At 46.8% G+C, this 25,498-nt stretch carries 24 protein-coding genes and 1 other annotated feature; of the genes, 1 reads left to right on the plus strand and 23 read right to left on the minus strand.

All coding sequences use genetic code 11. The features are described 5' to 3' along the window. Positions 1 to 138: 138 nt before the first annotated feature. From J7E78_RS17510 to lspA, 6 genes are all read right to left on the minus strand, one after another. Positions 139 to 1,443 (minus strand): dihydroorotase, encoded by a 1,305-nt coding sequence (locus J7E78_RS17510; protein ID WP_215077498.1) that lies wholly within the window; start codon positions 1,441 to 1,443, stop codon positions 139 to 141. Between the two features lie 126 nt (positions 1,444 to 1,569). Then, entirely contained in the window at positions 1,570 to 2,481 is a 912-nt protein-coding gene (locus J7E78_RS17515; protein ID WP_215077499.1) for an aspartate carbamoyltransferase catalytic subunit, read from the minus strand. After that, positions 2,481 to 3,044, minus strand: coding sequence for a bifunctional pyr operon transcriptional regulator/uracil phosphoribosyltransferase PyrR (gene pyrR / locus J7E78_RS17520; protein WP_017687330.1), 564 nt, complete (start codon positions 3,042 to 3,044; stop codon positions 2,481 to 2,483). Before pyrR ends, J7E78_RS17515 begins: the two co-directional genes overlap by 1 nt. Positions 3,045 to 3,986: 942 nt before the next feature. Then, positions 3,987 to 5,240, minus strand: a complete 1,254-nt coding sequence (locus tag J7E78_RS17525; protein ID WP_215077500.1) for an LL-diaminopimelate aminotransferase — start codon at positions 5,238 to 5,240, stop codon at positions 3,987 to 3,989. A 110-nt stretch (positions 5,241 to 5,350) separates the two neighbouring features. Next, positions 5,351 to 6,313, minus strand: coding sequence for an RluA family pseudouridine synthase (locus J7E78_RS17530; RefSeq protein ID WP_371129030.1), 963 nt, complete (start codon positions 6,311 to 6,313; stop codon positions 5,351 to 5,353). After that, the gene (lspA, locus tag J7E78_RS17535) at positions 6,306 to 6,800 is read right to left on the minus strand and encodes a signal peptidase II (RefSeq protein WP_017687321.1); all 495 of its coding nucleotides are present in this window, start codon (positions 6,798 to 6,800) and stop codon (positions 6,306 to 6,308) included. Before lspA ends, J7E78_RS17530 begins: the two co-directional genes overlap by 8 nt. Before the next feature lie 221 nt (positions 6,801 to 7,021). On the opposite strand from lspA, the gene J7E78_RS17540 reads away from it, so the two are divergent. Further along, the gene (locus J7E78_RS17540) at positions 7,022 to 7,759 is read left to right on the plus strand and encodes a TraR/DksA C4-type zinc finger protein (protein WP_215077501.1); all 738 of its coding nucleotides are present in this window, start codon (positions 7,022 to 7,024) and stop codon (positions 7,757 to 7,759) included. Between the two features lie 28 nt (positions 7,760 to 7,787). Here the strand turns inward: J7E78_RS17540 and J7E78_RS17545 are convergent, their stop codons facing one another. From J7E78_RS17545 to murB, 17 genes are all read right to left on the minus strand, one after another. Next, positions 7,788 to 8,147, minus strand: coding sequence for a DUF5665 domain-containing protein (locus J7E78_RS17545; RefSeq protein WP_215077502.1), 360 nt, complete (start codon positions 8,145 to 8,147; stop codon positions 7,788 to 7,790). A gap of 164 nt (positions 8,148 to 8,311) precedes the next feature. After that, the gene (ileS, locus tag J7E78_RS17550) at positions 8,312 to 11,410 is read right to left on the minus strand and encodes an isoleucine--tRNA ligase (protein ID WP_215077503.1); all 3,099 of its coding nucleotides are present in this window, start codon (positions 11,408 to 11,410) and stop codon (positions 8,312 to 8,314) included. A gap of 340 nt (positions 11,411 to 11,750) precedes the next feature. After that, positions 11,751 to 12,043: a binding site (T-box leader), on the minus strand. 57 nt (positions 12,044 to 12,100) lie between these two features. Further along, entirely contained in the window at positions 12,101 to 12,610 is a 510-nt protein-coding gene (locus J7E78_RS17555; RefSeq protein WP_215077504.1) for a DivIVA domain-containing protein, read from the minus strand. 147 nt (positions 12,611 to 12,757) lie between these two features. After that, positions 12,758 to 13,540: a YlmH family RNA-binding protein gene (locus J7E78_RS17560; protein WP_215077505.1), complete on the minus strand. Its 783-nt coding sequence runs from the start codon at positions 13,538 to 13,540 to the stop codon at positions 12,758 to 12,760. Positions 13,541 to 13,778: 238 nt separating this feature from the next. Beyond that, on the minus strand, positions 13,779 to 14,048 hold the full coding sequence (locus J7E78_RS17565) for a YggT family protein (RefSeq protein WP_215077506.1): 270 nt from the start codon (positions 14,046 to 14,048) through the stop codon (positions 13,779 to 13,781). Positions 14,049 to 14,055: 7 nt separating this feature from the next. After that, entirely contained in the window at positions 14,056 to 14,523 is a 468-nt protein-coding gene (locus J7E78_RS17570) for a cell division protein SepF (RefSeq protein ID WP_215077507.1), read from the minus strand. Then, positions 14,514 to 15,215, minus strand: a complete 702-nt coding sequence (locus J7E78_RS17575) for a YggS family pyridoxal phosphate-dependent enzyme (protein ID WP_215077508.1) — start codon at positions 15,213 to 15,215, stop codon at positions 14,514 to 14,516. The genes J7E78_RS17570 and J7E78_RS17575 overlap by 10 nt, the downstream gene beginning before the upstream one ends. A 6-nt stretch (positions 15,216 to 15,221) precedes the next feature. Further along, positions 15,222 to 16,121: a peptidoglycan editing factor PgeF gene (gene pgeF / locus J7E78_RS17580; protein ID WP_215077509.1), complete on the minus strand. Its 900-nt coding sequence runs from the start codon at positions 16,119 to 16,121 to the stop codon at positions 15,222 to 15,224. Positions 16,122 to 16,172: 51 nt separating this feature from the next. Next, positions 16,173 to 16,565: a YlmC/YmxH family sporulation protein gene (locus J7E78_RS17585; protein WP_251035120.1), complete on the minus strand. Its 393-nt coding sequence runs from the start codon at positions 16,563 to 16,565 to the stop codon at positions 16,173 to 16,175. 174 nt (positions 16,566 to 16,739) lie between these two features. Continuing rightward, a complete protein-coding gene (sigG, locus tag J7E78_RS17590) occupies positions 16,740 to 17,522 on the minus strand; it encodes an RNA polymerase sporulation sigma factor SigG (protein WP_017687309.1) in 783 nt (260 codons plus the stop codon). 111 nt (positions 17,523 to 17,633) lie between these two features. Further along, positions 17,634 to 18,356 (minus strand): RNA polymerase sporulation sigma factor SigE, encoded by a 723-nt coding sequence (gene sigE / locus J7E78_RS17595; RefSeq protein ID WP_017687308.1) that lies wholly within the window; start codon positions 18,354 to 18,356, stop codon positions 17,634 to 17,636. An 11-nt stretch (positions 18,357 to 18,367) separates the two neighbouring features. Further along, on the minus strand, positions 18,368 to 19,348 hold the full coding sequence (gene spoIIGA, locus J7E78_RS17600; protein WP_215077510.1) for a sigma-E processing peptidase SpoIIGA: 981 nt from the start codon (positions 19,346 to 19,348) through the stop codon (positions 18,368 to 18,370). A 260-nt stretch (positions 19,349 to 19,608) separates the two neighbouring features. Further along, a complete protein-coding gene (ftsZ, locus tag J7E78_RS17605) occupies positions 19,609 to 20,724 on the minus strand; it encodes a cell division protein FtsZ (protein WP_017687306.1) in 1,116 nt (371 codons plus the stop codon). A gap of 150 nt (positions 20,725 to 20,874) precedes the next feature. Then, positions 20,875 to 22,158 (minus strand): cell division protein FtsA, encoded by a 1,284-nt coding sequence (gene ftsA / locus J7E78_RS17610; RefSeq protein ID WP_215077511.1) that lies wholly within the window; start codon positions 22,156 to 22,158, stop codon positions 20,875 to 20,877. Positions 22,159 to 22,450: 292 nt separating this feature from the next. Beyond that, the gene (locus J7E78_RS17615; RefSeq protein WP_091014077.1) at positions 22,451 to 23,218 is read right to left on the minus strand and encodes a cell division protein FtsQ/DivIB; all 768 of its coding nucleotides are present in this window, start codon (positions 23,216 to 23,218) and stop codon (positions 22,451 to 22,453) included. A 58-nt stretch (positions 23,219 to 23,276) separates the two neighbouring features. After that, positions 23,277 to 24,560 carry a UDP-N-acetylglucosamine 1-carboxyvinyltransferase gene (murA, locus tag J7E78_RS17620; protein WP_215077512.1) on the minus strand — a complete coding sequence of 428 codons (1,284 nt, stop codon included), beginning with the start codon at positions 24,558 to 24,560 and terminating at the stop codon, positions 23,277 to 23,279. 17 nt (positions 24,561 to 24,577) lie between these two features. Continuing rightward, positions 24,578 to 25,483, minus strand: coding sequence for a UDP-N-acetylmuramate dehydrogenase (murB, locus tag J7E78_RS17625; protein WP_215077513.1), 906 nt, complete (start codon positions 25,481 to 25,483; stop codon positions 24,578 to 24,580). Positions 25,484 to 25,498 lie beyond the last annotated feature (15 nt).

Consider the following 25,498-nt stretch of genomic DNA (forward strand, 5'->3'; position numbering starts at 1 on the left):
CTCGGCATGAGCTGCCTCGAGTTAGTTGTAAAGATGGTACTGGTGTAAAAGTTGTAAATTTAGAGTTATAAAGGCTTGTTTTTTTGAAGAATTCAAGATATAAGGTCTAATGATTTATTGAATTACTATGGTACTGTTTTATTGTTGTACAGTGTTGCTCCACACACTTTTGCCATCCACCCATGTTTGTACAGCCCAACCTTTCAGTTTCCAGCCTGTGAATGGGGTATTTCTTCCTTTGGTTGCAAACGTTGCAGGATCAACCGCTTTTTCCTCGTTCAGGTCAATCATCGTGATATCTGCTGGTGCTCCCTCTTCCAGTTTGCCAGTATCCAGTCGGAATACACGTGCCGGATCAGCTGTCATGCGTTTCACCAGGAAGTCCAAGCTCCACAGTCCTGTTTCCACAAACTTGGTGTACAGCAGCGGAAAGGCTGTTTCGAATCCTACGATTCCGAAAGGGGCCAGCTCCATGCCTTTGGCTTTCTCTTCTACACTGTGTGGCGCGTGGTCAGTTACGATCATGTCCAGCGTGCCATCCAGCAATCCTTCGATACAAGCCTGCACATCACGTGGTGAGCGCAGTGGGGGGTTCATTTTCCAGTTGGCATCCATGCCCGGGATATCTTCATCCGATAACACCAGATGGTGCGGACACACCTCAGCAGTTACTTTAATGCCGATGGACTTCGCGAGACGAATCAGTCGAACCGATTGCTCTGTACTTACGTGACAGACGTGGTAATGGACTCCCGTTGCTTCTGCGAGCAGGATATCACGGCCAACGTGAATGGCCTCGGATTCATTTGGAATTCCTTTGATGCCGTGACGTTTGGAAAACTCACCTTCCGTCACATATCCACCAACAACCAGTGAGTCATCTTCACAGTGTGCGATCACTGGCATATCCATACTTGCCGCGAGGCTCATGGCATCTTTCATCATTTGAGCGTTTTGTACGCCTACACCGTCATCGGTGAATCCAATAGCGCCTGCTTCTTTCAAGGCGGCAAAATCGGTAAGTTCACGACCCAGTTCGTTTTTTGTAATGGCTGCATAAGGCAACACTTTAACCAGATCAGCTTCTTTGGCCTTATCCAGTACCAGCTTCACAACTTCTGCTGTATCTGTTACTGGTCTTGTGTTGGGCATGCAAGCGATTGTTGTAAAACCACCTTGTGCTGCTGAACGGGCACCTGTCTCGATCGTCTCTTTGTGCTCGAATCCAGGTTCACGCAGATGCACGTGCATATCGATTAATCCCGGAATGACCAGTTTGCCTGATGCGTCTGTTACACTCTGCGCTGATTTTTCCGCATCCAGTACAGCTTGGTCTTCCAGACCAACGATCTTTTTAATTTTACCTTCATCTATAATGATGGTTTTCCGTTCAAGTTCCCCTTTTTGGTTCAAGATGTTCGCGTTTTTTATAATCTGTAGCATAATTGCCCTCCGCTTCGGTTCTGTCCGGCTTACCAGGCAAGCCGGATGATTTTCTTTATCGTGTACTCTCTTATTGCTCTATAAGAACTACCGTACCGTCAGCCTATGACCCACAGCCAGACCCTGTTACAGTTTCATCGCACGTTCCATAACCGCCATGCGGATTGGAACGCCGTTTGCCATCTGCGGGAAGATCCGCGATGCTTCACTCTCCACAACCGCGTCATCTACCTCGACGTTGCGATTCACAGGAGCAGGGTGCATGATAATGGTGCTTGGTTTTAGGCGTGATGCCCGTTCTTCCGTCAATCCGTAGTGTTCGCGATAATCCTCAGCTGAAGTAATTAAGCCATGTTGATGACGTTCAAGTTGAACACGGAGCATCATGACTACATCTGCATCCAACGCTTCTTCAAGACCGACATAAGGAGCATGCTCTGCGAGTTCCGGTGCCTGCATCGTTTGCGGAGCACAGAAGCGTACATCCGCACCAAACTTTTGCAGTGCCCACAGGTTGGAACGAGCTACACGGCTATGCAGGATGTCACCAATGATGGAAACACGCAAGCCTTTCAGTTCGCCAAATGCTTTCCTCATCGTGTAGAGGTCCAGCAACGCCTGTGTGGGATGCTCATTGTTGCCGTCTCCGGCGTTCACGAGCGGAACACTCACTTTCTTAGCCAGTTGTTGCAGAACGCCTGCCGGTTTCAGCCGGATCACGCCTGCATCAATGCCCATCGACTCAAGTGTTCGTACCGTATCGTAGATGGACTCTCCTTTTTCCACACTGGATGCGGCTGCCGCAAAGTTCAGCACTTGTGCGCCCAGGCGTTTCTCTGCCATTTCGAAGGAGAAACGGGTACGCGTGCTGTTCTCGAAGAACATGTTCGCAACGAAGCGTGATTCCAGTACAGGAACCAGTTTCTCTTTCTGCGCTTCCCAGTGATCCGCTCTGTTCAGAATGGATTCGATTTCTCCTCGACTAAGTTCCTTCAGTCCAAGCAAGCTTCGGTCTCTCAATGCTGTCTGTGTAATCATTATGCTTGCTCCCCCCGGTTCTGAGTGATTTTGACTTCGTCCTGTCCGTCCGTTTCCATGAGTGCTACTTCGATCTCCTCTGATTTGGAAGTCGGTACATTCTTGCCGATAAAATCAGGTCGAATCGGAAGTTCCCGGTGTCCGCGGTCTGCGAGTACAGCCAGCTGAATGTTCTGCGGTCTTCCACAGTCCATCAGGGCATCCATCGCTGCGCGAATCGTCCGTCCGGTATAGAGCACATCATCGAACAAAATCACTTTTTTGTTATGGATCGAAAGTGATTCAGGTGTCATAATCAACATTTCCTTGCGATTCGCTTTATTTTCATCCAAGCGGTCATCGCGGTAAGGAGTCACATCCAATTCTCCCCAGGGTACTTTGGCGCCTTCGATTTCTTCAATCTTGGCCGCGATCCGTTCTGCCAGGTAAACCCCGCGTGTACGGATACCGACCAACACACAATCGTCAATTCCTTTGTTTTTCTCCAATATCTCATGGGCAATCCGTGTTAATGCGCGGCGGATCGCCGTCTCATCCATAATGACATGTGTCTCTGTGCTCATGCGTTCAGCCTCCTCAGGATTTCCCTTCAGCATCATGGCCCCGTGACGAGGAGAACAAAAAAGACTCCTTGCCGTGTTTATTGGCAAGGAGTCTCCGAACTTCAGACCGCTCTGAAGAAAGTTTACTCTCGGGGATGCATCGCTTTATTTGCCGCAGCAAAAAACGATGTATCGTTCACGTTACCTTGCCAGTCTCACGGGACTGATTTAAAGGTGCTATTCATGTCGTTCATATTGCAGAACCTCACAGGGTTCTGTAATCAATATGTCCGTTTGTCTTCATGAATTATGACAGAAAGACAACCCTCTGTCAACACCTCACCATCGCAGGTGAAAATCCTCTGCTACGTTCTTCTTAGAATCAGCAGTTAGGCCAAAAAACATCCATACACAATACATCTCATTGGTTACTCATAATTATACAACATTTCTGCATATTTATCCATAGGCAAATGAGAAATTTGATATAACCAAAATAACCCTCTACCTGCATCCACGGATGCGGTAAAGGGTTAAGAATACTTTTAATGGACTGAGTCTGAATCTTGGAAGAGCATACGATATGACGATATATATTATTACCAGCCGTAATAAGCGCGGATAACATAAGCAGAATGATTAGTGCGTTTCTCCCCAATCCCGGACGAAGGCTGATGACAAAACCTCCACCCAACAGGAAGAACGCAAACAGATAGTGTCCCGCATACAGGTACCATTTCCTGTAGCCGGTGAGGACACCGTACTTGTTCGTGATGATAACAATTGTAATAACTCCCTTCAAAAACAACTTCTGTATATAACAAATAACGTAAAGATCTAATCATATGTTGCTTGTATAATTTTGTAAAGGGAGTAAATGAAAAAAATTTAATATGGGCATAAAAAAGAGACCGTTACCGGTCTCTTCTCGTTTTAATATGATTAATCTATAGGGTACTACAATTAAAATTCGAATTGCACGTCGCTCAGACGACGCTTGATCTCGGAAATAACACGTTTCTCTTCCTCTTCACCCTTGGCTTCAAAGGTTACGGAGAAACGAACAAAGTTACCGGCATCATCCCAAGGTACGGATGAGATCAGTTTCTCACGGATCAGGAATTGGGAGAAATCTTCGCCGGATTCGAAGCGACGTCCGCCAACCACACCTTTTGGTGCTTCAACATACAGGAAGAATGAACCTTTAGGTTTTTCTGCCTGGAAGCCCAGTTCGTTCAATGCGGCAACGAGCATGTCGTGACGACGGGAATATTTCTCTGCAATTTTTTCAGTGATCTCAGGGTGGTTCAATCCATAAGCAGCAGCCTTTTGAATCGCGATGAACTGACCGGAGTCATTGTTGTCCTTCACGTCACTGAATGCTTTGACTACAAGCGGGTTACCCGCTACAAATCCGATTCTCCAACCCGTCATGTTGTAGGACTTGGACAGAGAGTGCAGCTCAACGCCCACATCCTTCGCACCAGGTACCGACAGGAAGCTGAACGGTTTTTTGCCATCATACGTCAACGCTGCGTATGGAGCATCATGTACAACCACAACATTGTATTTCTTAGCCCACTCCACGACTTCAGTGAAGAACTCCACCGTCGCGCTTGCACCTGTTGGGTTGTTCGGGTAGTTCAGATAGAGCAACTTCGCACGTTTTGCGATGTCTTCCGGAATAGCCGTCAGATCAGGCAGGAAGTTGTTCTCTTTTGTCAATTGAATGTTGAACACTTCTCCACCCAGATACTTCGTATGTGTGCCCATAACCGGGTAACCTGGAACGGTCATGATCGTCACATCACCCGGATTGATGAAGCATGAAGGCATCATCGCCAAAGCCGGTTTGGAACCAATGGAGTGCACGATTTCAGTATCTGCATCTATATCTTCTACGTTAAATACGTTTTTCAGGTAGGAAGCAGCAGCAGCCTTGAATTCAGGAATACCATTATCGGCATAACCACGGTTCTCAGGTCTGGAAGCTTCTTCTGCAAGTGCAGCGACAATGCCTGCATCAGCCATTTCGTCCGGTTCACCTACACCAAGGTCAATCAGTTCCACATCGGGAAAATCTTGTTTGGCCGAAGCTTTGGCACGTTTGATTTTCTCGAATTTATAAATGTTCGTGTCTTTACCATAGTTGGAGCCACCGATACGGTCGGCAAAATTAGTCTGAATGTAAGTTTCTTGATATTTATCGATACTCATAACGTTGTTCATCTCCTCATTTGACGCAAATTTCTACACTTTAATATGAAGCATTTGCGTGATCAAAGCCATGGACAAAGTATCCGAACATTTGTACTTTTTTGGAACTGTTAACGACTGCGTAACGAGGCAAGCACGTCTTCCATATCTTGCGGAATCGGAGCTGAAAATTCAAGGTATTCTCCCGTTGTTGGATGCACAAATCCAAGAATGGCCGCATGAAGTGCCTGTCCTTGCATTTTGATGCCTTTATTCCGTCCATAAGTTGGATCTCCTACAAGCGGGTGACCGATAAATTTCATGTGAACCCGAATCTGGTGAGTACGTCCTGTCTCCAGTTTCAATTCCAGCAAGGTGTAATCATTAATCCGCTCTGTAACGGTAAAATGCGTAACGGCATGTTTACTGTTACGTTCTGTGACCGTATACATTTTGCGGTCATTGGTATCGCGTCCAATCGGTGCATCGATGGTCCCTTGATCATGGTTAAGATGACCATGAACAAGCGCAATATACCGTCTATTCACCGTATGTTCCTTCAACTGAGCAGCCAGTGATGCATGCGCACGATCGTTCTTGGCAGCCATAATCAGGCCAGATGTATCCTTATCGATACGATGCACAATACCAGGACGCAACTCTCCATTAATACCCGAGAGGTCTTTGCAGTGATGCATAAGTGCATTAACGAGGGTACCCGACGTGTGTCCTGGTGCCGGATGCACCACAAGACCACGCTGTTTGTTGATCACGATCAGGTCGCTGTCTTCATATACCACTTCCAGCGGAATATCTTCGGCAATGATCTCCACAGCAGCTGGTTCTGGAATCTGTAACTCAACCAGATCCCCTTCGGATAACTTGGCATTGGCTTTGACTACAGCACCATTTACCGTAACCATTCCGTCTCCGATCCACAATTGAACCTGGGAGCGAGATACGTTATCCACGGCTTCCGTAATATATTTGTCAATTCGTTCTTTTTTATGTTCAGCGGCAACGGTCCATTCCATACGTTCATTGCCATTCATTAGTTCTTCGTCGTTAATCTGTTCCTTATTCGGATTACTCATGATGTTCATTCCCTTCAATCTTCGCGGCTGCTTTTTCGCGCCGTCCTTCAAGCAATGTCTCCACTATGATCAACCCTACACCGATGCAGATTGCCGAATCGGCGATGTTAAAAATGGGAAACGTATAACTTCCAAAATTAAGTTGTACAAAATCTACAACTTCTCCGGTCAATGCCCGGTCAAGGAAGTTGCCAATTGCTCCACCAAGCACCAAACTAAGCGCCACAGGCAGCAATTTGTGTGGAGTATCTTTTACCTTTTGCAAATACCAAATTAAGGCAACGACCACAATCAACGTAACGACAATAAAGAACCAACGCTGGTCTTGCAGAATGCCAAAAGCTGCTCCTGAGTTACGATGTGATGTGATGACAAAGAAATTGCCGATGACCGGAATTTCTTCTCTGAGTTCCATCCGGGTTGCGATCAGATACTTGGTTCCCTGATCCAATAAAAATACGATAAAAGCGAGGATATAATACACCACGTTTGTTTGTCACTCCGTTCTTGTCTTTTCCAAACGATACCAGGCTTACGCCAGACTTGTTTATTGTAGCACAGCTGTTTGGAAATCGTCCACGACGCGCTACATCGCAATGCTTATGGCAAAAACGATAACATTTCCCTTCTGTAATCTTGCCCTTAATGGCACATCCTACAATAGAGTCAAAATCCGGATTCCAGCATGAAAGCAGAAAGGGGAAAATCATGTCACATTTTACTACCGAACAACTGCAATTTCTACGTTCCCAACTGATGTCCGATAAGCGCGATATTGAACATAGACTTTCGGAAAACGAGCATTATGGCCTTGGAGACTCCCTTAAACTACAGACAGGTGAATTATCACCGATTGATAATCATCCTGGTGACATAGCCACGGAGGTGTATGAACGCGAGAAAGATATTTCCCTGCTGGAACATGATGAGTTCCAATTGGAGCGAATCGATTCTGCACTGCACTCCATCGAAGAAGGACATTACGGTACATGTGCGGTCTGCCAGCAACCCATCCCTTATGAACGCATGGAAGCTGTTCCCTACACCAAATACTGCAAAAAACATCAACCGGAAACCGTTGTCTCTGAGAACCGTCCTGTAGAGGAAGAATTCTTTGCCCCGGCATTTGGTCGAACCAGTCTGGACGAGCGAGATGATCAAAATGGCTTCGATGGTGAAGACACCTGGCAGATTGTTGAGAGCTGGGGCACATCGAACTCACCAGCCATGGCTGAAGGACGTGATATTGACAGCTATGATGTTATGGCTATTGAAGCCACAGATGAAGTGGAAGGCTGCGTTGAAGCGTACGAAAGCTTTGTTGCAACAGACATCTATGGTCATGACGTCTCCATCGTGCGCAATCGGCAATATCGCCAGTACCTGGAGAACCGTGAAGGTGACGGCCTGCTGGAACCCGATATGGAGACGGATGACATGTATTAATTGCACCTTGATACAATCGCTACATGGCTTAGTAGGTGGTCAGTTCCAGCTGCCGTTGTACAATTCGAACAATATCAGCGATGTAGTCACCAACAATAGGGAGATTAAGTGCCCCAAGCAGCTGCAAAACATAGATGATCGTCGCTGCGAAAAAGGTAAACCCAATCGCAATCCCCACACCACGGGCTGCTCCAGACAACAAGTTTAATCCAATCAGCTTCCAGGGTCTGTTCAAAAGTTCCGTGTATTGCGCAATCCGGGAACGCTCCAGTTCATTAGCCAGTCGGTTAGTCAAGGTATGTAACTCTTCAATTTTGTCATGTGAAGTTAGATCATCTGATGTTGATTTTGAAATGGATGCCGTTTGCTTTTCATCATGTTCGCTCATGTTTGCTCAGTTCCTTTGATCAATATAGATTGACTGCACTATAGAATCATTGCCTTTTTGCATAAAAAACAAACGAGCCCAGAACCAGGGAAAATGTCCCTGCCTCTGCGGCTCGTTTGTTTATACTCTATATTCTGTCCTAATTGGATGGGACAGGCTCCGAATTACGCTTCGATGTAAATACCGATTGATTTGCCTCCGGCTTCAACGCGTTCCATGGACTCATTCGAGCCAAATGTAACTTCGGTTACGAGAACATTTTCACGCAACACATCATCAAACGCCTGAATAGCTTCCTGAAGGGATGCATCCACATCCAGTGTCAAACGTACTCTTTTCTCAATTGGCAAGTCCAGTCGTTTCCGGGTATCCTGCACAGCACGAACCACTTCACGGACCCAGCCTTCCTGTTCCAGTGCTGGCGTGATTTCGGTATTGAGCGCAACCGTCAGACCGTAACCTGATGCAGAAGCAAAACCTGATTTGGCCTGTTTATCAACCAATAATTCTTCGCTCGTCACTTGCAGCTCTTCGCCTTCCGGTGAAACGATGTTCAGCACACCCTCCGAAACCACTTTACGCGTCTCATCGGCCGACATTCCCTTGAAGAGGTTTTGCAGGAATCCTACGTTTTTACCGTATTTCTTACCTGCAACTTTCAGGTTCAGTTTCAATGTAAAGTCAACGAATTCCGCATCATTATGCTCTGTACGGATTCCTTTCACATTGATCTCTTCCTTGATGATCTCTTCATAACTTGCCAGGTCAAAACCTTTATCCAGGGATACAATCAATTCGGACAGTGGCTGACGTGTCTTGATGCCTGTTTCGTTACGAACGTTACGGGCAAGTTCAACCACGCGGCGAGCCGTCTCCATATCCTGTTCCAGTCCTGCATCAATTAGCGCTTCATTAGCTACCGGATAGTCTTCCATGTGCACACTCTCACCTGTTGCAAGGTTCAGATAGATGTCTTCTGCCAGCATCGGTGTGAACGGAGCAACCAACTTCGCAGTAGTCACCAGTACTTCAGTCAATGTACGGTAAGCATCCAGTTTATCGTCTGTCAGGCCACTTCCCCAGAACCGGTCACGGGAACGACGGATATACCAGTTACTCAGTTCATCAACAAATGCTTCAATCGCTTTGGAAGAGTTCAGATAGTCGTTAACCAGCAACGCTTTTTCTACAACCAGGATCAGGCTGTTCAGTCTCGAGAGAATCCAGCGATCCAGCTTGTGTGCAGACAGTTGGAACGGGTGCTCCTGTGGATCAAATCCATCAATGGTAGCATAAAGCGTCAGGAATGCATGGGTGTTAACCAGCGTATCGACCATTTTAGATTTGGCTTCGCCTACGATACCTTTGGAGAACCGTTTGCTGTTCCACGGTGCACTGTCAGACAACAAAGCCCAGCGGAATGCATCTGTACCGTACTCTTCAATCACTTCCCAAGGATCGATAACGTTACCTTTGGATTTGGACATCTTCTGTCCGTTTTCATCAAGAACGTGTCCTGTAGCCATAACCGCTTTGTAAGGCGCTTTACCTGTCAAAAGGGTGGAAACCGCCAGCAAGCTGTAGAACCAGCCACGAGTCTGGTCAATTCCCTCACAGATCATATCAGCAGGATACTGCTGTTCGAATACTTCTTTATTTTCAAATGGATAGTGCTGCTGGGCAAACGGCATCGAACCGCTGTCGAACCAGACATCGATCACTTCCGGTGTACGTTTCATTTCATATTTGCCACAAGAGCTCATGACTTTAACGTCATCCACATATGGTTTATGCAGCTCAAGATTCTCAGGCACGTCGCCTACCGCACGAGCACGTAATTCAGCAATGCTGTGTGGAGCAAATTGTTCGCCAGTCTCCTCACATACCCAGATGTTCAGCGGAGTTCCCCAATAACGATCACGGCTGATATTCCAATCCACCAGATCCTCAAGGAATTTCCCGAAACGACCTTCACGAACGTGACCCGGGTACCAATCCACTTCACTGTTGTTGGCAATCAATTGGTCCTTGATGGCTGTTGTTTGGATAAACCAGCTGTCCATTGCATAGTACAGAAGCGGTGTATCACAACGCCAGCAGAATGGATAGCTGTGCTCATATTTTTCTTTGCTGAACAAACGTCCATTTTCAGACAGATATCGCACGATATCAATATCACAATCCTTCACGAAACGTCCGGCAAAGTCAGTAACCTCAGCGACAAATTTACCTTCCAGATCCACCATGTTCACAAAGCTGATCCCATTCTCACGGCATACACGGTAGTCATCTTCACCATGGGCAGGAGCCATGTGTACGATACCCGTACCACTTGCATCCGTTACAAAACCTGCGCCCAAAATGATGTTGGCTTTCTCAGCCTGTACGTAGTTGAACGGAGGATCATACGTTTTTCCAACCAGATCGGCACCTTTCAGTGCACCAATGATTTCATACTCACCTTTGGTATCTTTCATCACTTTGTCAACCAGATTGGTAGCCATGATGTACACTTCGTCACCTTGACGAACACGGGAGTAGTCCATATCCGGATTCACGGCAAGTGCAACGTGTGAAGGCAGTGTCCAAGGTGTTGTCGTCCAAGCCAGTACAAATTCTCCGCTGTCATCCAGTTTGAATTTCGCTGTAGCGCTCAGGTCTTTGACGTCTTTGTACCCTTGTGCAACTTCATGGGAACTCAGTGTGGTCTGGCAAGATGGGCAATACGGGCTCACACGATGCCCCCGATACAACAGGCCTTTCTCATGAATTGTCGCCAGGATGTTCCATACACTCTCGATGTAGTTGTTATCCAGGGTGATATACGGGTTATCCATATCCGTCCAATATCCGATACCTTCTGTCAAATCACGCCATTGTTGCTCGTACTCGAATACGCTCGCTTTACATTCGTTAATGAATTTCTCCACGCCGTAATCTTCGATTTCCCATTTGTGGGAGATGCCAAGCTTTTTCTGTACACCCAGCTCTACAGGCAGACCATGTGTATCCCAGCCCGCTTTACGAACGACGCGGTAACCCTTCATCGTGTTATACCGTCCAACGAAATCCTTGATTACGCGTCCCAGTACGTGACCGATATGTGGTTTACCGTTCGCTGTAGGAGGCCCTTCATAAAATACGAAGTTTGGTTTGCCCTCCCGGTTTTCGATGGATCTTCTGAATGTATTCTCCGTTTTCCATTTATCTAACACGCGTAATTCTCTGGCACGTGCCTTCTCTTTGACGTCAACTCGTTGCATGGTGATCATCTTCCTTTCAGCTGTGTTGAATTGTGGACCGTGCACAAAAAGCGTTTCAATCCCCCTAAATCCCCCTTGCTAAGGGGGACCCCATAGGCGCTCCGCCCTCTGGACACCCGGGATGAGTTGTCGGTGGCGGATTGGTGGCGCTTATGGGCGAGGGGGATGTGCGTAGTGGCGGCCATTTTGCCGCTGTTCCCTGCGTGAACGCCGCATGGCCTTACCGTGAGGCGGGTGTTGCCGGGCGCTTCGCTCTCCCGGCGGGTCGGCTCTCTCCTTGAGGTCCCTGCGGGCCTCATGGACGTTCGCCTTTTTTGGACACAAAAAAGCCCCGTCCCTGGAAAGGGACGAGGCTATACTCGCGTTACCACCCTAATTCTGTTCATCACAAACCACAACCAAGCAAGCCTGGGTATGCTCTGTCATCAACAGCGCTTATGCCCCGCTATACTACAGCAGGGTGCCGTTATAACGTACGGCTTACGGTTCGGCTTACACACGGCATTCAAGCACACCGCTTCAGCGTCACTTCTCCGGGGAGATATTCGGCTATAACTCATCCATTGGTTTGCACCAACCACCAACTCTCTGAGGGATGAGATCATAACGTACTGAACCCGTCATGGAATCACTATTCATTATGAATATAGTTATAGCCTCTTTGCAGACAAAAGTCAACCAGGCGATAGACTAATAAATTTCCTTCATCTCACGCTCACGGTCACGCACTTCCTGCTCCCGGCTCTCCAGCACTTCCCAACCATCCTGAGTCAACAGTTCAAGCTGCGCTTCAACAAGCGTGCGGAAACGGGCACGATAAATCGATGCCTGCTTTTTCAGTTCTTCCACTTCCAAAGCAATTTTACGTGATTTGCCCAACGATTCATTGACGATCCGGTCTGCATTTTTCTCTGCTTCCTTCACGATCAACTGCGCTTCTTTCTTCGCATTACTCTTCACATCATCGGCAGCTTCCTGTGCAATGATGATCGTTTTGCTAAGTGTTTCTTCAATTGTGGAAAAATGATCCAGCTTTTCCTGAACGGACAGCAACTGATTGCTCAGCTCTTTGTTCTCGCGAATGACGCCTTCGTAATCTTTGATGACTTGATCCAGGAATTCATTGACTTCATCCTCGTCATACCCGCGCAAACGTCGGGAAAATTCCTTGTTGTGTATGTCCAGCGGCGTTAATGGCATGCTGTCCACCTCCTGTTAAAGTTCCTTCCCGTCCAGAGAAGGTTTGCAGCATAAATCTTTGACTTAATGTATATCGGATACACCGCGTATTTTCTACACCTTTATGATAAACATTTCGACAAGAAAGGGGATTTTCCTGCAACAGACTCAGGCAAATTTGCCGATTTTCACTCGGCAACGCCCTTTTTTGGTCATCCCATCCTGTTCCATAACCTTGAAACGACCGAATCCCTGAATGGAAACGACATCACCCGCTTTTAGCGATTTGGAGGGATCTTCCTCAACCTTCCAGTTCACACGACAGCGACCGGCTTTGATTGGCACCAGCACCTTACTGCGACTAAGCCGATACACATCTGCACAGATTCCATCCAGACGAAGAGAAGCGACCGTAATGTCCATCGTCTCCAGTTTGTTCTCTGACCATCGCATCTGATCCAGAGGAAGTAACTCTGTGAACACATGTAACCGATGCACCTGGTTCAGTTGAAGCGATAAAAAAGCGCCGGTTTCCGCCGCCACCACTGTATGGCAACCGTCCTCCAGCACTTGGATATCCCCGATCTTTCCTCGTTTCATCCCAAGCCCGAGCAGGGAACCCATATAGTCCCCATGCTCCAGCTCCGAGATTTTCTGATCATCAGACGTAATACTGAGCACCTGCATTCCCATATCTTCATCATCCAGATACATATAATCAGCTGCAACCAGCGCACGCTTGCGTTCAGCAGCCTCGTAACCACCGTCCAGACGAATCTGAACATCATTTCGACGATTGGCAAGAGTTTGTAAAATAAAAACCTGTCTTGGATCAAGAAAGTCAGTTAACTTCATGTCATGATACTTACCTGCCTGCTCAACCCAATCCGATGCTTTATCTACAAAATCCCGCTCATCATGGCTAAAATGTTCATAAATTTCACCGCTCATCTATGTCACCCTACCCTAATAGTCCGTGTTCAAAAAGATCGGTTTTCAGTACCGAGAAGATGGGATAAAGCTAGAAATGGAGTAGCGGAGCGTAGAGAAAACTACGTGAGCAACTACAATGTTTCCGAAGGAAACATACTTCGTAAGCCTCCCGCTTATTTCGGCTGAATTCCATATTCGATGCTGACGATGCCACTAGGCATCCTTCGTAATCAAAAGCGGACTTTTTGAACAACCTCTAATATGCAAAATACCGGAGTATGGAGATTAGCCCGCTAAGCGCCAGTTGAAGAACGATCAGCGCCACAATCGGGGAAATATCCAGCACACCGAACAAAGGCGGTATAAATCGACGGAACGGACTTAGATATGGTTCCACTAATTTACCCAACCATTCACCGATAAAGCTCTCCCGTGCATTGGGAAGCCATGACATCAATATGTAGACGATGACCATGTAGAAGTAAATTTGGTATAGCGCAGACAACACAACCTCGATCTGATACAAAAACGGCTCACCTCATTCTGTTATAATCTTGCTCGCTGTCAGCCAGTATTTCCGTAATTGATCCCTGAATTTCAACCGTATCTGGCGTACAGAGAAAAATGTTTCCGCCGATTTTGGAAATACCGCCACCCAATGCATATACCGTGCCACTTAAAAAATCAATCACGCGCAGCGCTTGGTCCTGGCGTATCCGTTGCAGGTTTACCACAACAGTACGATGCGAACGCAGATGGTCGGCAATTTCCTGAGCCTCGTCATAAGAACGCGGTTCATACAGGACAACTTTAACATTTTTCTGGGAATGAATGCTCACCACATTATTCCCCCTTTGGTTTCTACGTTTATCGAGACTGGAGGTTTCAGCTTCCTGCTGTTCAGACTCATTTTCCTCCTGCGCAGCCATCCGTTCACGTTCCACAATCTCTTCCTCTTCCTGAAGTCCAAGGAAATTCATAAATTTATTCATTACGCCCATCGTGAACCCTCCTCTTTTCCTACGAGAATCGATCCTAGCCGTACCCAGGTTGCACCTTCTTCAATGGCCACTTCAAAATCATTGGACATCCCCATTGACAGCTCAGTCAATGGCTCTGTTGTAAGGGCTTGTCCATTCAATTGATCTCTCAGCTCACGCAATCCACGAAATACGGGACGCGTCAGCTCCGGATCTTCCTCGTGAGGTGCCATGGTCATCAGGCCGACGACCTTGAGATTGTTGAACGAACGAATATCACGCAAAAAAGAACTTGCCTGTTCAGGCTGTAAGCCATACTTGCTCTCTTCACCCGAAATATTCACCTGCAAAAACGTTTCCACTTGGATACCAAGTGAAGCTGCTTTCTTATCCAACTCCTTCGCCAATGACAAACGATCCAGTGAATGTATGTAACGAAACTTGCCAATCACGTCTTTCACCTTGTTTGTCTGCAGATGACCGATAAAATGCCAGGTACCCTGTTGACCAAAAGCTTCCCATTTGGCCTGTGCATCCTGCCACCGGTTTTCTCCAATATGCTCAAGACCATGATCCAGCACCGATCCCGTTGTTTCAAGTGAGACATATTTCGTGACCGCAATCACATTCACATCATCACGATGACGGTTACTGCGCCGACATGCATCCTCGATCTTCTGATTTACCTGTTGTATACGCTCCTCCAATGACACAGAGGGTCACCTCTCTTCCAGCCCAATCCAGCTCGCCATCCGCCCTGTAACGCCATTTTCCTTCCGATAGGAGAAAAATAGTTCGGGATGACAACTTGTACACCATGTTGTACATTCGATATGATCCGGCATTATTCCTGCTTTCATCATAATGTGTCGATTACATTCTTTCAAGTTTAACATCGTTTTACCGTTATTCACGGCTCGATATGCTTGTTTAGAAGCAGAATCCTTGTATTCATCATTAACCGGGGAATCATCAAACCAAACCCGTACATGCTGCATGACCACCTCATCCACTTCATAACAGCAATCCCCAATCGACGGACCGATTGCAGCTCGAATGTCCTGCCTACGGCTGCCATACTCCCGTTCCATCGTCTCCACCATGGATAGGGCTATACCCGAGACCGTACCTTTCCAGCCGGCATGAGCAAGACCTACCGCCTGCTGCACAGGGTCATAGAAATAAAGTGGAACACAGTCTGCATAGAAAGAAGCCAGCATCACACCAGGCACATTCGTGACCAATCCATCCGTATCCTGCAACGCAGATTGACGATCAAATAATCCTCTGCTCCGATCTTCACCGGTAATTACAGCTACATGTTTGCCATGCACCTGCTCTCCACAGGTCCATGCTTCTGCTGCAAAGCCAAGCTTCTCGGTTACAAGCCTGCGGTTGTTAAGTACAACTTCAGGGTCATCCCCCACATGATAAGCACAATTGAGCGTGGCATACGGAACTCTTCCGACTCCACCATGCCTCGTCGTAAACCCGACTGACAGCTGTTCAAATTGCTGTGTCCAAGGCTCAACATATAATATTAACGGATCAGGACCGAAATCTGAATTTGGGTTCTTGGTCCGTTCAAGTAATTCTTTATCCAATACAAAGGGTTCCATTATCTCACCTCACCACTTCCAGTGTACCAAATGAGCCACATTCTGTCTCATTTATATCGTTCGACGCTGATTACGGTCTGATCGTTCAATGCGTTCCACACGCTCTGTGCGGTTATGCTGCTGTTCGTCATACAGGCGCGCTTCGCGATCACGCTCGTCATACGTATTTTCCTTCACCTCATCCATCTTCACCAGAATCACATCTGAACCAATCTTCACGATATTTCTCCAGGGAATCACCAGATCCGTCCCCCCGCCAAAAAGACCCATAAAACGGCTGTACCCTGGGACTACAATCGCTTCAATTCGTCCCTGCTTCAGATCCAGCTCCAAATCACTGATCTGACCGAGGCGTTTACCATCCGTAATGTTAATGACATCCTTTGTCTGAAAGTCCGAGATTTTCATGCCTCGTGCCGCTACTTCGCTCGTATTTACTTTCATTCATTTCCGCCCCCTGTTATTCCTCTTCTGCCCGTTCTTCACGCTTCTATACAATATATGTTTCAAGGGCGAAAAATGTCCTGTTTTTCATCGAATGTGGAAACGGTCCAAAACAAAAAGACGACCAACGGTATATACTGCCCCGATTGATCGTCCGCCTGCCTTTGCATCGTGTTACGACTTTACATGTTTTTGCATCTGCTGTATCGCTGATTTCTCCAGACGTGATACCTGAGCCTGGGAAATGCCAATTTCATCAGCCACTTCCATCTGGGTTTTCCCTTCGAAAAACCGCATCGACAGAATCATTTTTTCCCGCTGACCAAGACGATGCATCGCTTCACGGAGTGCAATTTCCTCGATCCATGACACATCTTTGTTTCTGTCATCGCTGATCTGATCCATAACATAGATCGGATCTCCACCATCATGATAAATCGGTTCGAAGAGCGAGACCGGGTCCTGAATGGCGTCCAATGCAAAAACAACATCTTCCTTCGGCACATTCAGTACTTCCGCAATTTCGAATATCGTCGGTTCCCGGGAATTTTTATTCGTCAGGCTGTCACGGACCTGAAGCGCTTTGTAAGCTATATCCCTCAAAGAGCGAGATACCCGAATCGGGTTATTATCACGCAGGTATCGACGGATTTCACCGATAATCATCGGCACCGCGTAGGTTGAAAATTTGACATTCTGGGATAAATCAAAATTATCAATGGCTTTCATCAGGCCGATGCAACCAACCTGGAACAGATCATCGACAAACTCCCCCCGATTGTTAAAACGCTGAATGACACTGAGTACCAAACGCAGGTTGCCATTCACTAATTTCTCTCTTGCTGAGCGATCATGGTGTTGCTGAAGGGAATGAAACAATTCCCGCATTTCAGTATTGGTGAGGACAGGCAATTTTGCGGTGTCCACGCCACAAATCTCGACTTTGTTTCGGGTCATCGTGATTTACCTCCCAAGGAGAAACATTAATGTACATTATCTCCGGGGCAGGCTTTTTTATTCGTACTTGGCACCCTTGCCAGTAATACCCATTCTGACCAATGATGTATTTCAGACCATTTTATTGAACTCTTTGCGGAGTCTTTTAATGATTCTTTTTTCGAGACGAGAGATGTAGGATTGGGAGATTCCCAGTAGATCCGCTACATCTTTTTGCGTCTTTTCTTCCCCATCCGTCAGGCCAAAACGGAGCTCCATAATCATTCGCTCGCGCTCCGTTAATTTTTCCAGTGCCTTGTGCAAAAGTTTCCGGTCTACCTGCTCTTCAATATTCCGATAGATTGTATCGTTTTCTGTACCCAATACATCGGATAATAATAGTTCATTTCCATCCCAATCAATGTTAAGCGGTTCATCAAAAGAAACTTCAGTTCGGATCTTACTATTACGTCTCAGGTACATCAGAATTTCATTTTCGATACAACGTGAAGCATAGGTTGCCAGTTTAATTTTCTTTTCCGGGTCAAATGTATTAACTGCCTTGATCAATCCGATAGCTCCAATGGAGACCAAATCTTCAATGTTGATTCCTGTGTTTTCAAATTTCCGTGCAATGTACACCACCAGACGCAGATTGCGCTCAATAAGCATCGCGCGAATGGCAGAGTCTCCCGAGGATAATTTTTGCAGTAAAAATTCTTCTTCTTCCCTTGTCAAAGGCGGCGGAAGTGCCTCACTTCCCCCAATATAATAGATCTCTTCGCTTTTGAGCCCCAACAAAAATAACAGACGGTAATATTGCAGCTGCGCCACCAGTTTCCATTTCACAAGCATGTACGTTCCTCCTATACCACATTCAGCGGCTTTTCTGTTGCTCCCGCAGAGAGAGCCGTAGACTGCGCAGAAGCAGCGTCTTGCACAAGTTCAGGATGAATCACGGCCTGGTATTTCCCATCCGACGACAAAACACCTCCATCCAGCCCAATGAGTACCCTTGTCGTCTCATAACATGTTTCCTCCATCGTCACCTTCACCCGGTCCGGCTTCATTGCCAGCATAAACGCAGTCCCTTTGTTAATGCCCCGATAAGGCACTAGCCGCAGTCGATCCTGCCACTGAAAACTTTCCTGATCAAGCTCCAGAATAAGGTTGTCCGGCGCCTCGTCCTTGAGTCTACCTTTCCATGAAGCAGGTAACATGTCTTGCCATAACGAAACCTCCATCACCATGACCGGCATACGCGATAAGGGATCTGTAAGTTGATTGCCCGTATCCAGAAGGCCTGTACAAGAAATGACTACCTCATCGATGCAAACCTCAACTTTGCCCAAATAGGTCGTCATGCGATCCGTTTTCCGTTTTGAGCTCTGCACAGCTTTGAATAAAAACAGGACAGCAAAAAATACGATAAACGTGAACCAGAAAGCAATTTTCAGATCAAATGACATACCGCCAGAAGCCGTGAACCAAATGCCGTTAAACAACTCACCGGAGCTCTGAAGCATGTAATGCACACCCAGAATACCTCCGGCAGCGACAAAATTAATCACATAGAAGGTACCGAGCGTCCTCGCAAAAGCCTGCAGACCATTAAAACCAAAAGCAATCGTAAGCATGACCAGTGAGAAACCGAACTTAATCAAAAAAGTGAACATAAAATCAAACTCCGGTACAAACATCATGACCACATATAATGCACCCACAATGGCTGACAGCAACCATCGCCACCAAACCAGTTTTGTCTTGCGCATCCAGGCGGTCATTCCGATGAGTGCACCGTCAATACACAGGTTTGTCAAAAAAATTAGATCCACATAAACAACCAAAGTCTTCACCTGCCTGCGCGCAACATATCGAAATACCGGTACCCGATATCCTGATATTCATGAGCATATTCACAAGTATACGGAGCCCCCTGCTCAAAGTCTGTCTAATCATGGGGGTGTGGTTCCAACTTTTTTTGTCGGAATTGCTCAGGCCGTTTGTTCAGAATTTGTTCATTGCTGTATGCTATGATATCTAAATAAACAGAAAAAACCCGGTCACTCCATAAGGAGTACCGGGTTTCCAATAAATTGATTTGGTATTAATCGTTGTTATTATTGCGTGAACGATTGCGTAAAAATGTCGGAATGTCCAGCTGATCATTGCTCGGCTGATTTCCAAAAGGACGCAGGTTCGGTGAACGCGTATCTGTCGTCTCCGCTGTTGCTGGAGCTGGCTTACGTCCTGGTGGTGGTGGAGCAGGTTTATCTTCAAAACCAGTTGCAATAACCGTAACCTTAATCTCCTCTTTCAGGTCTTCGTCAATGATGGCACCAAAGATCATGTTTACTTCCGGGTCGGAAGCAGACGTTACGATCTCTGCCGCTTCGTTCACTTCATACAGGGACAGATTAACGCCACCCGTAATGTTCATGATTACGCCGCGAGCACCTTCAATGGAAGTCTCAAGCAAGGGACTCATAATGGCTTTCCGTGCTGCTTCTGCGGCACGATTCTCACCTGTTGATTCACCAATCCCCATAAGGGCAGAACCACGTTCATGCATAATCGTTTTGACGTCAGCAAAGTCAAGGTTGATCAGACCCGGTACAGCGATCAAATCAGAGATACCTTGTACCGCTTGACGAAGTACGTTATCCGCTTGACGGAACGCTTCAAGCATAGGTGTCTTTTTATCTACGATTTCAAGCAAACGATCATTAGGAATAACGATCAGTGTGTCGACTTTTTCCTTGAGAGCTTCAATACCTTGCTCTGCATGGCTGGAACGTTTGCGTCCTTCAAATGTAAATGGACGAGTTACGACACCCACTGTAAGTGCACCACACTCTTTGGCGATTTCAGCAATAACCGGAGCCGCACCTGTACCTGTACCACCGCCCATACCGGCTGTAACAAATACCATGTCTGCACCTTTCAACGTGTTCATGATCAGATCGCGGGACTCTTCCGCTGCTTTTTTACCTACATCCGGGTTGGCGCCAGCACCAAGACCACGAGTCAATTTATCACCGATTTGCAATTTATGCTCGGATTTCGCCAGGTGTAACGCCTGCGCATCCGTATTCACCGTAATAAATTCAACACCTTGTACACCATTTTCAATCATACGGTTGACTGCATTGCTTCCGCCGCCGCCTACACCGATGACTTTAATTTGAGCCAAGCTCTCCATCTCGAAATCAAATTCCAACATATTATTCCATCTCCCCCTCAATGTGCATGGATGGCCCGTCCAATTTTTGATTTGAACCGAATCAATTTCATATATCAACGAACGAAAGCGTTTATTTTAGTACCGGCGCATTCAGACGGCTTCAAGAATGTATGAAATGGATCCAACCTGTTATATAAATTCGCTGAACATATTCTTCAGCCGCTCGAAGAGACCGGGTTTTTGCTCCGATTCCTGTGCTGCATTTGGCTTCGGACGGTTGGTCGGTTTCTTGTTGTTAGTATTGTTGTTGTTATTTCCACCGCCGTTATTGATCGAGGGACGAATACGCAAACTGCGAATTACACTGTGTAATATGCCGACTCCGCTTGTAAACCCAGGGTCACGCACACCAATATAATCCGGAACTGCAACTCGTACCGAAGCAGCAAGCTCATGCTGAGCAACCTGCAGAACCCCCGGCATAGAGACTGTACCTCCCGTTAGTATATAACCTCCAGGAAGCTCGTTGTAACCAAGACGCTTCACTTCTTGGGATATCATCTGGAATATTTCCTGAACCCTAGGTTCAATAATTGCTGCCAGATCCTCCTGTGAAAACTCCTTGTCTACATTACTGCCAATTCGGGTGACTTTGAACATCACATCCGCGGCAGCATCATCCAACCAGGCGCAGCCATATTTCAGTTTCACCTTCTCCGCCTGATCCGTTAACGTGCGTAAGCCATAGGCGATATCATTTGTTACGAATTCCCCACCTATAGGCAACGTTGATGTTGCAACAAGACTGTCTTCTTCAAAAATGGCGATGGTTGTTGCACCTGCTCCGATATCAACAAGCACTGAACCCATCGTTTTTTCATCTTTAGACAAAGCCAGTTGACCCGCTCCAAGCGACATGAGAACCAGATCGCTTACTTTCAGACCCGCTTTTTCCACGCAGCGCAAAAGATTATGTATCGCGGTTTTTGCACCCGTTATGATTGTTGCTTCAACTTCCAGACGAACACCAATCATACCACGGGGGTCCTGTATGCCCTCCAAGCCATCTACAACATATTGCTTGGCGACAACATCAATAATTTCCCGTTCCGGCGGAACTGCAATGACTTCGGCTGCTTTCAACACCCGTTCCATGTCTTCTTCTCCGATTTCACGGTCCTCGTTAGACACAGCCACGACGCCGTGACTGCTCATCAGTCCGATATGATTTCCCGAGATTCCAACATACACTTCGGATATTTGAATACCTACCATACGTTCTGCATGATCCACTGCGTTGCGAATCGACTGCACCGTCTGATCGATATCTACGATTACACCTTTGCGAATTCCCTCCGAGTCGGCAGATCCAACTCCTATAATATTAAAGGTTCCATTATTCATTTCCCCAATAATAGCGCGAATTTTGGATGTACCGATGTCCAAACTAACAATGATGTCATTGTTGCTCAAGTCTGTGGCACCTCCTGACTCCAATAGTAAATTACGTTCGAATTTAAACACTCTTAAAACATATTCAACACACTTCAGGCTTTCCCTCTTTTTTCTACAATGTTTTTGGGTGTCAAAATCTGGTTGCCAGACATAAAACCTTGAAGAAAAAAGAAGGAGGCAACTCATGTGCCATAAGCTCAAGTGTATCATTTTTTCTTCATCTCAGAAAGAACAAGTTTCATTGCTCTGACGGGGTCAAACCCCGACCTGCCTAGGCTTTATATTCAGTCCAGCCTCACAGTGGCAAAGATCAGGGGGTTGCTCCTGGTTCAGCATCATCTTCCGGGTCATCCGGAATGAAAGGGACATAGGTATCTGCCTCAAGCATGGTGATTTTCCCAGGCCGTTCGGTCTCAATCACCTGATTCAGATACTCCACTTTATCCGATAAAAGAGACACGGTTGTAATCACTTCAAACTGCGATTTGGTATACATCCGAATCTGATCCGGAAATGAAGGCGTTGGGTTCGGAATAATTTCCGAAATATCCGTCGTCAATTCATTTGGAATTTTAGCCAGTGTCTGGCTCAGTTTGGCTTTGAGTGGATCATCAGCCTTCCATTGAGTCAATATGGGCTTCTCCACAGCAACACCAATTGTTGCCGGAACCGTCAAGCTTGTCCCACTGGCTAATATCGCTTTTAGGGTACCGTCAGAACCAAGCTCATAAGCAACCGTGGCATATTCCTGAACCTTGATATGGATAATACCCGGAAATTGCTTGTCCACAGTAACGGTGGAAATCGCCTTGATGGTCTTGAGACGCTCAATAACCTCGGCAGTACTTGTCCCAAAAAATTGTTCGCCTTCCTTCAGCCCGCTTTTCTCCAGCAGTTCTGAAGTTGCTGTATATACATTACCCGTAATTTCAATTGCCGAAATCCGACTCATGGAAGAACGAAAGAATAATACAGCGAGCAATACAATAAATAATAATAAGAGAATAATTACAATTTTGCGGCTTGTGTTTCCTTTTGGCCGATTCTTCTTCAGAACCGGAATTTGACTTTTAGGCATAAGTAGCGCTCCACAAAGCCTCAGGTCCCCTCCCTTCAAGAAGGGGACGCCAAGGACGTTAATTGGCAAAATCCAACTGTTTCGAAACGGGCGACTGTCGCTCAACCGATGCTCCAAGACTTTGGAATAACTTCTCGATCTGATCGTAGCCCCGGTCAATATGATGCACTTGCTCCACAACCGTTTTGCCTTGAGCAGCCAGACCAGCAATTACCAGAGCTGCACCTGCACGAAGATCGGTTGCTTCTACTGTAGCCCCGTACAGACGGGGAACACCACGGATAAATGCTGCGTTCAGATCGACTGAAATATCAGCCCCCATCACATTCAGTTCATCCACATGTTTGAACCGGCCCTCGAATACCGTTTCCTTCATCACACTGAATCCGTCTGCCAGACTGAGCAGCACCATGATTTGCGATTGCAAATCTGTCGGAAACGAAGGATACGGAGAAGTCACAATACGGTCTACTGATTTGGGACGGCTCATACAGCTCACCGTCATTATATCATTGCAGACTGTGATTTGAACACCAGTGCGCTTCAATACATGTATAAGTGAAGTAAGATGCGCAGGATTGCAGTGTGTAAGCGTAACATTGCCTCTTGTTGCTGCTGCTGCAATCATTACGGTTCCGGCAACGATTCGATCCGGTATAATCTCATAGGAACAAGGCTTCAGTTTCTCAACGCCATTGATCGTAATTGTATTCGTTCCTGCACCAATAATGCTTGCACCCATAGCATTCAAAAAGTGTTGCAGGTCCTGTATTTCAGGTTCTCTTGCCGCGTTACAAATGGTTGTCGTCCCTTTAGCCATAACGGCTGCCATCATGATATTCTCAGTCGCTCCCACACTCGGGAAATCCAAATGAATATCTGTACCCACCAGATTGTGCCCATGACAGATAATCTGTTGGTCCTGCTCTTCAATCAAGGCTCCGAGCGCTTCCAGGCCCCGGAGGTGAAGATCAATTTTGCGTTCTCCAATGGCACAACCGCCTGGCTGATACACTGACACTTGCCCAAACTTAGCCAGCAATGGTCCCATCAAAAAAATGGAAGAGCGCATCTGCTTCATTAGATCTTCTGGCACATCATATGACCGGATAGACGAGGTATTAATCGTCACTGTTCCCTGTTCATGCCGACACGTGCATCCAAGCCGTTCCAGGATATACAGCATCACTTCAATGTCCAGCAAGTGTGGAACGTTATGCAGTGTAACTTCTCCATCTGCCAACAAACTTGCGGCCATAATCGGTAAAGCGGCATTTTTTGCTCCATGGATGCGTATGGATCCTGAGAGGGGTTTCCCGCCTTCAATCACCAATTTGTCCAATGTATCACCTCCGGGGTTTACCGCTCACCCACTACGAAGACTTCCGGTACCAGGTTAATACCGTTTTGAGATGATATAGTGCTCTGAATCTGCTGCATTAGGGTGATAACGTCCTCTGCTGTTGCTTGGCCTGTATTAACAATGAAATTGGCATGCATGGTGGATACCTGTGCGCCTCCCTGAGTCATTCCTTTCAGCCCAGCTGCTTCAATCAGTCGGGCTGCATGATCACCCGGTGGATTTCGGAATACACTACCTGCACATGCCATCTGCAGTGGCTGTGTGCAGCGCCGGCGATCTTTGTAAGCCGCCATGGTCTCCGAAATGACGTTGCGCTCTCCATGCTGGAGTTCAAATGTAGCTTCCAGCACAATGCCTCTCCGATCATGCAGAACAGAGTGGCGGTAGGCAAAATCCATGTCCTCCTTGCTGTAACGTACCAATTCCCCTGTCTCCAGTACAATCTCAGCGAATTTGAATATCCGTGACACATCCGATCCATGCGCGCCTGCATTCATGTACACAGCTCCACCGACAGTGCCGGGTATACCGCTGCCGAATTCCAGACCGGTCCATTCCTTTTTGGCAGCAACCACACTGAGTTTAACAAAAGAATGCGCCGCTCCGGCGGTTACACCGCCTTCGTGAAATTCGGCATAATCAAAGCCCTCGCCTAGTTTCACCACAACACCACGTATTCCTTTGTCTGACACCAGCATGTTTGAGCCCCGTCCAAGTTGCATCCACGGAATCTGATACGTGTGAAGCAATTGAACGAGATTCATCATCTGCTCTTTATTCTCGGGAATGACCAGTGCATCCGCAGGACCGCCGATCTTCCATGTGGTGTATTTGGCTAGCGATTCGTTTTCAAGAACTCTGCCAACATTATTCTGGGATAGTAACGATATCCACTGATGCATGTTTGCTTCCTCCTT

This window comes from Paenibacillus polymyxa (genome assembly GCF_018614975.1).
GTDB lineage: Bacteria > Bacillota > Bacilli > Paenibacillales > Paenibacillaceae > Paenibacillus > Paenibacillus polymyxa_E.

Excerpts from the sequence above, each read along its gene's own strand:
- sigE (WP_017687308.1), bottom strand. The coding sequence starts at position 18,356 with ATGCTTGTGAAATGGAAACTGGTGGCGCAGCTGCAATATTACCGTCTG.
- pyrR (WP_017687330.1), bottom strand. The coding sequence starts at position 3,044 with ATGAGCACAGAGACACATGTCATTATGGATGAGACGGCGATCCGCCGC.
- J7E78_RS17585 (WP_251035120.1), bottom strand. The coding sequence starts at position 16,565 with ATGAAAGTAAATACGAGCGAAGTAGCGGCACGAGGCATGAAAATCTCG.
- J7E78_RS17515 (WP_215077499.1), bottom strand. The coding sequence starts at position 2,481 with ATGATTACACAGACAGCATTGAGAGACCGAAGCTTGCTTGGACTGAAG.
- J7E78_RS17545 (WP_215077502.1), bottom strand. The coding sequence starts at position 8,147 with ATGAGCGAACATGATGAAAAGCAAACGGCATCCATTTCAAAATCAACA.
- ileS (WP_215077503.1), bottom strand. The coding sequence starts at position 11,410 with ATGCAACGAGTTGACGTCAAAGAGAAGGCACGTGCCAGAGAATTACGC.
- J7E78_RS17555 (WP_215077504.1), bottom strand. The coding sequence starts at position 12,610 with ATGCCATTAACGCCGCTGGACATACACAACAAGGAATTTTCCCGACGT.
- ftsZ (WP_017687306.1), bottom strand. The coding sequence starts at position 20,724 with ATGTTGGAATTTGATTTCGAGATGGAGAGCTTGGCTCAAATTAAAGTC.
- J7E78_RS17540 (WP_215077501.1), top strand. The coding sequence starts at position 7,022 with ATGTCACATTTTACTACCGAACAACTGCAATTTCTACGTTCCCAACTG.
- J7E78_RS17560 (WP_215077505.1), bottom strand. The coding sequence starts at position 13,540 with ATGAGCGGTGAAATTTATGAACATTTTAGCCATGATGAGCGGGATTTT.
- J7E78_RS17615 (WP_091014077.1), bottom strand. The coding sequence starts at position 23,218 with ATGCCTAAAAGTCAAATTCCGGTTCTGAAGAAGAATCGGCCAAAAGGA.
- murB (WP_215077513.1), bottom strand. The coding sequence starts at position 25,483 with ATGCATCAGTGGATATCGTTACTATCCCAGAATAATGTTGGCAGAGTT.
- sigG (WP_017687309.1), bottom strand. The coding sequence starts at position 17,522 with ATGACCCGAAACAAAGTCGAGATTTGTGGCGTGGACACCGCAAAATTG.
- J7E78_RS17530 (WP_371129030.1), bottom strand. The coding sequence starts at position 6,313 with ATGAGTAATCCGAATAAGGAACAGATTAACGACGAAGAACTAATGAAT.
- J7E78_RS17570 (WP_215077507.1), bottom strand. The coding sequence starts at position 14,523 with ATGGGCGTAATGAATAAATTTATGAATTTCCTTGGACTTCAGGAAGAG.
- pgeF (WP_215077509.1), bottom strand. The coding sequence starts at position 16,121 with ATGGAACCCTTTGTATTGGATAAAGAATTACTTGAACGGACCAAGAAC.
- J7E78_RS17525 (WP_215077500.1), bottom strand. The coding sequence starts at position 5,240 with ATGAGTATCGATAAATATCAAGAAACTTACATTCAGACTAATTTTGCC.
- J7E78_RS17510 (WP_215077498.1), bottom strand. The coding sequence starts at position 1,443 with ATGCTACAGATTATAAAAAACGCGAACATCTTGAACCAAAAAGGGGAA.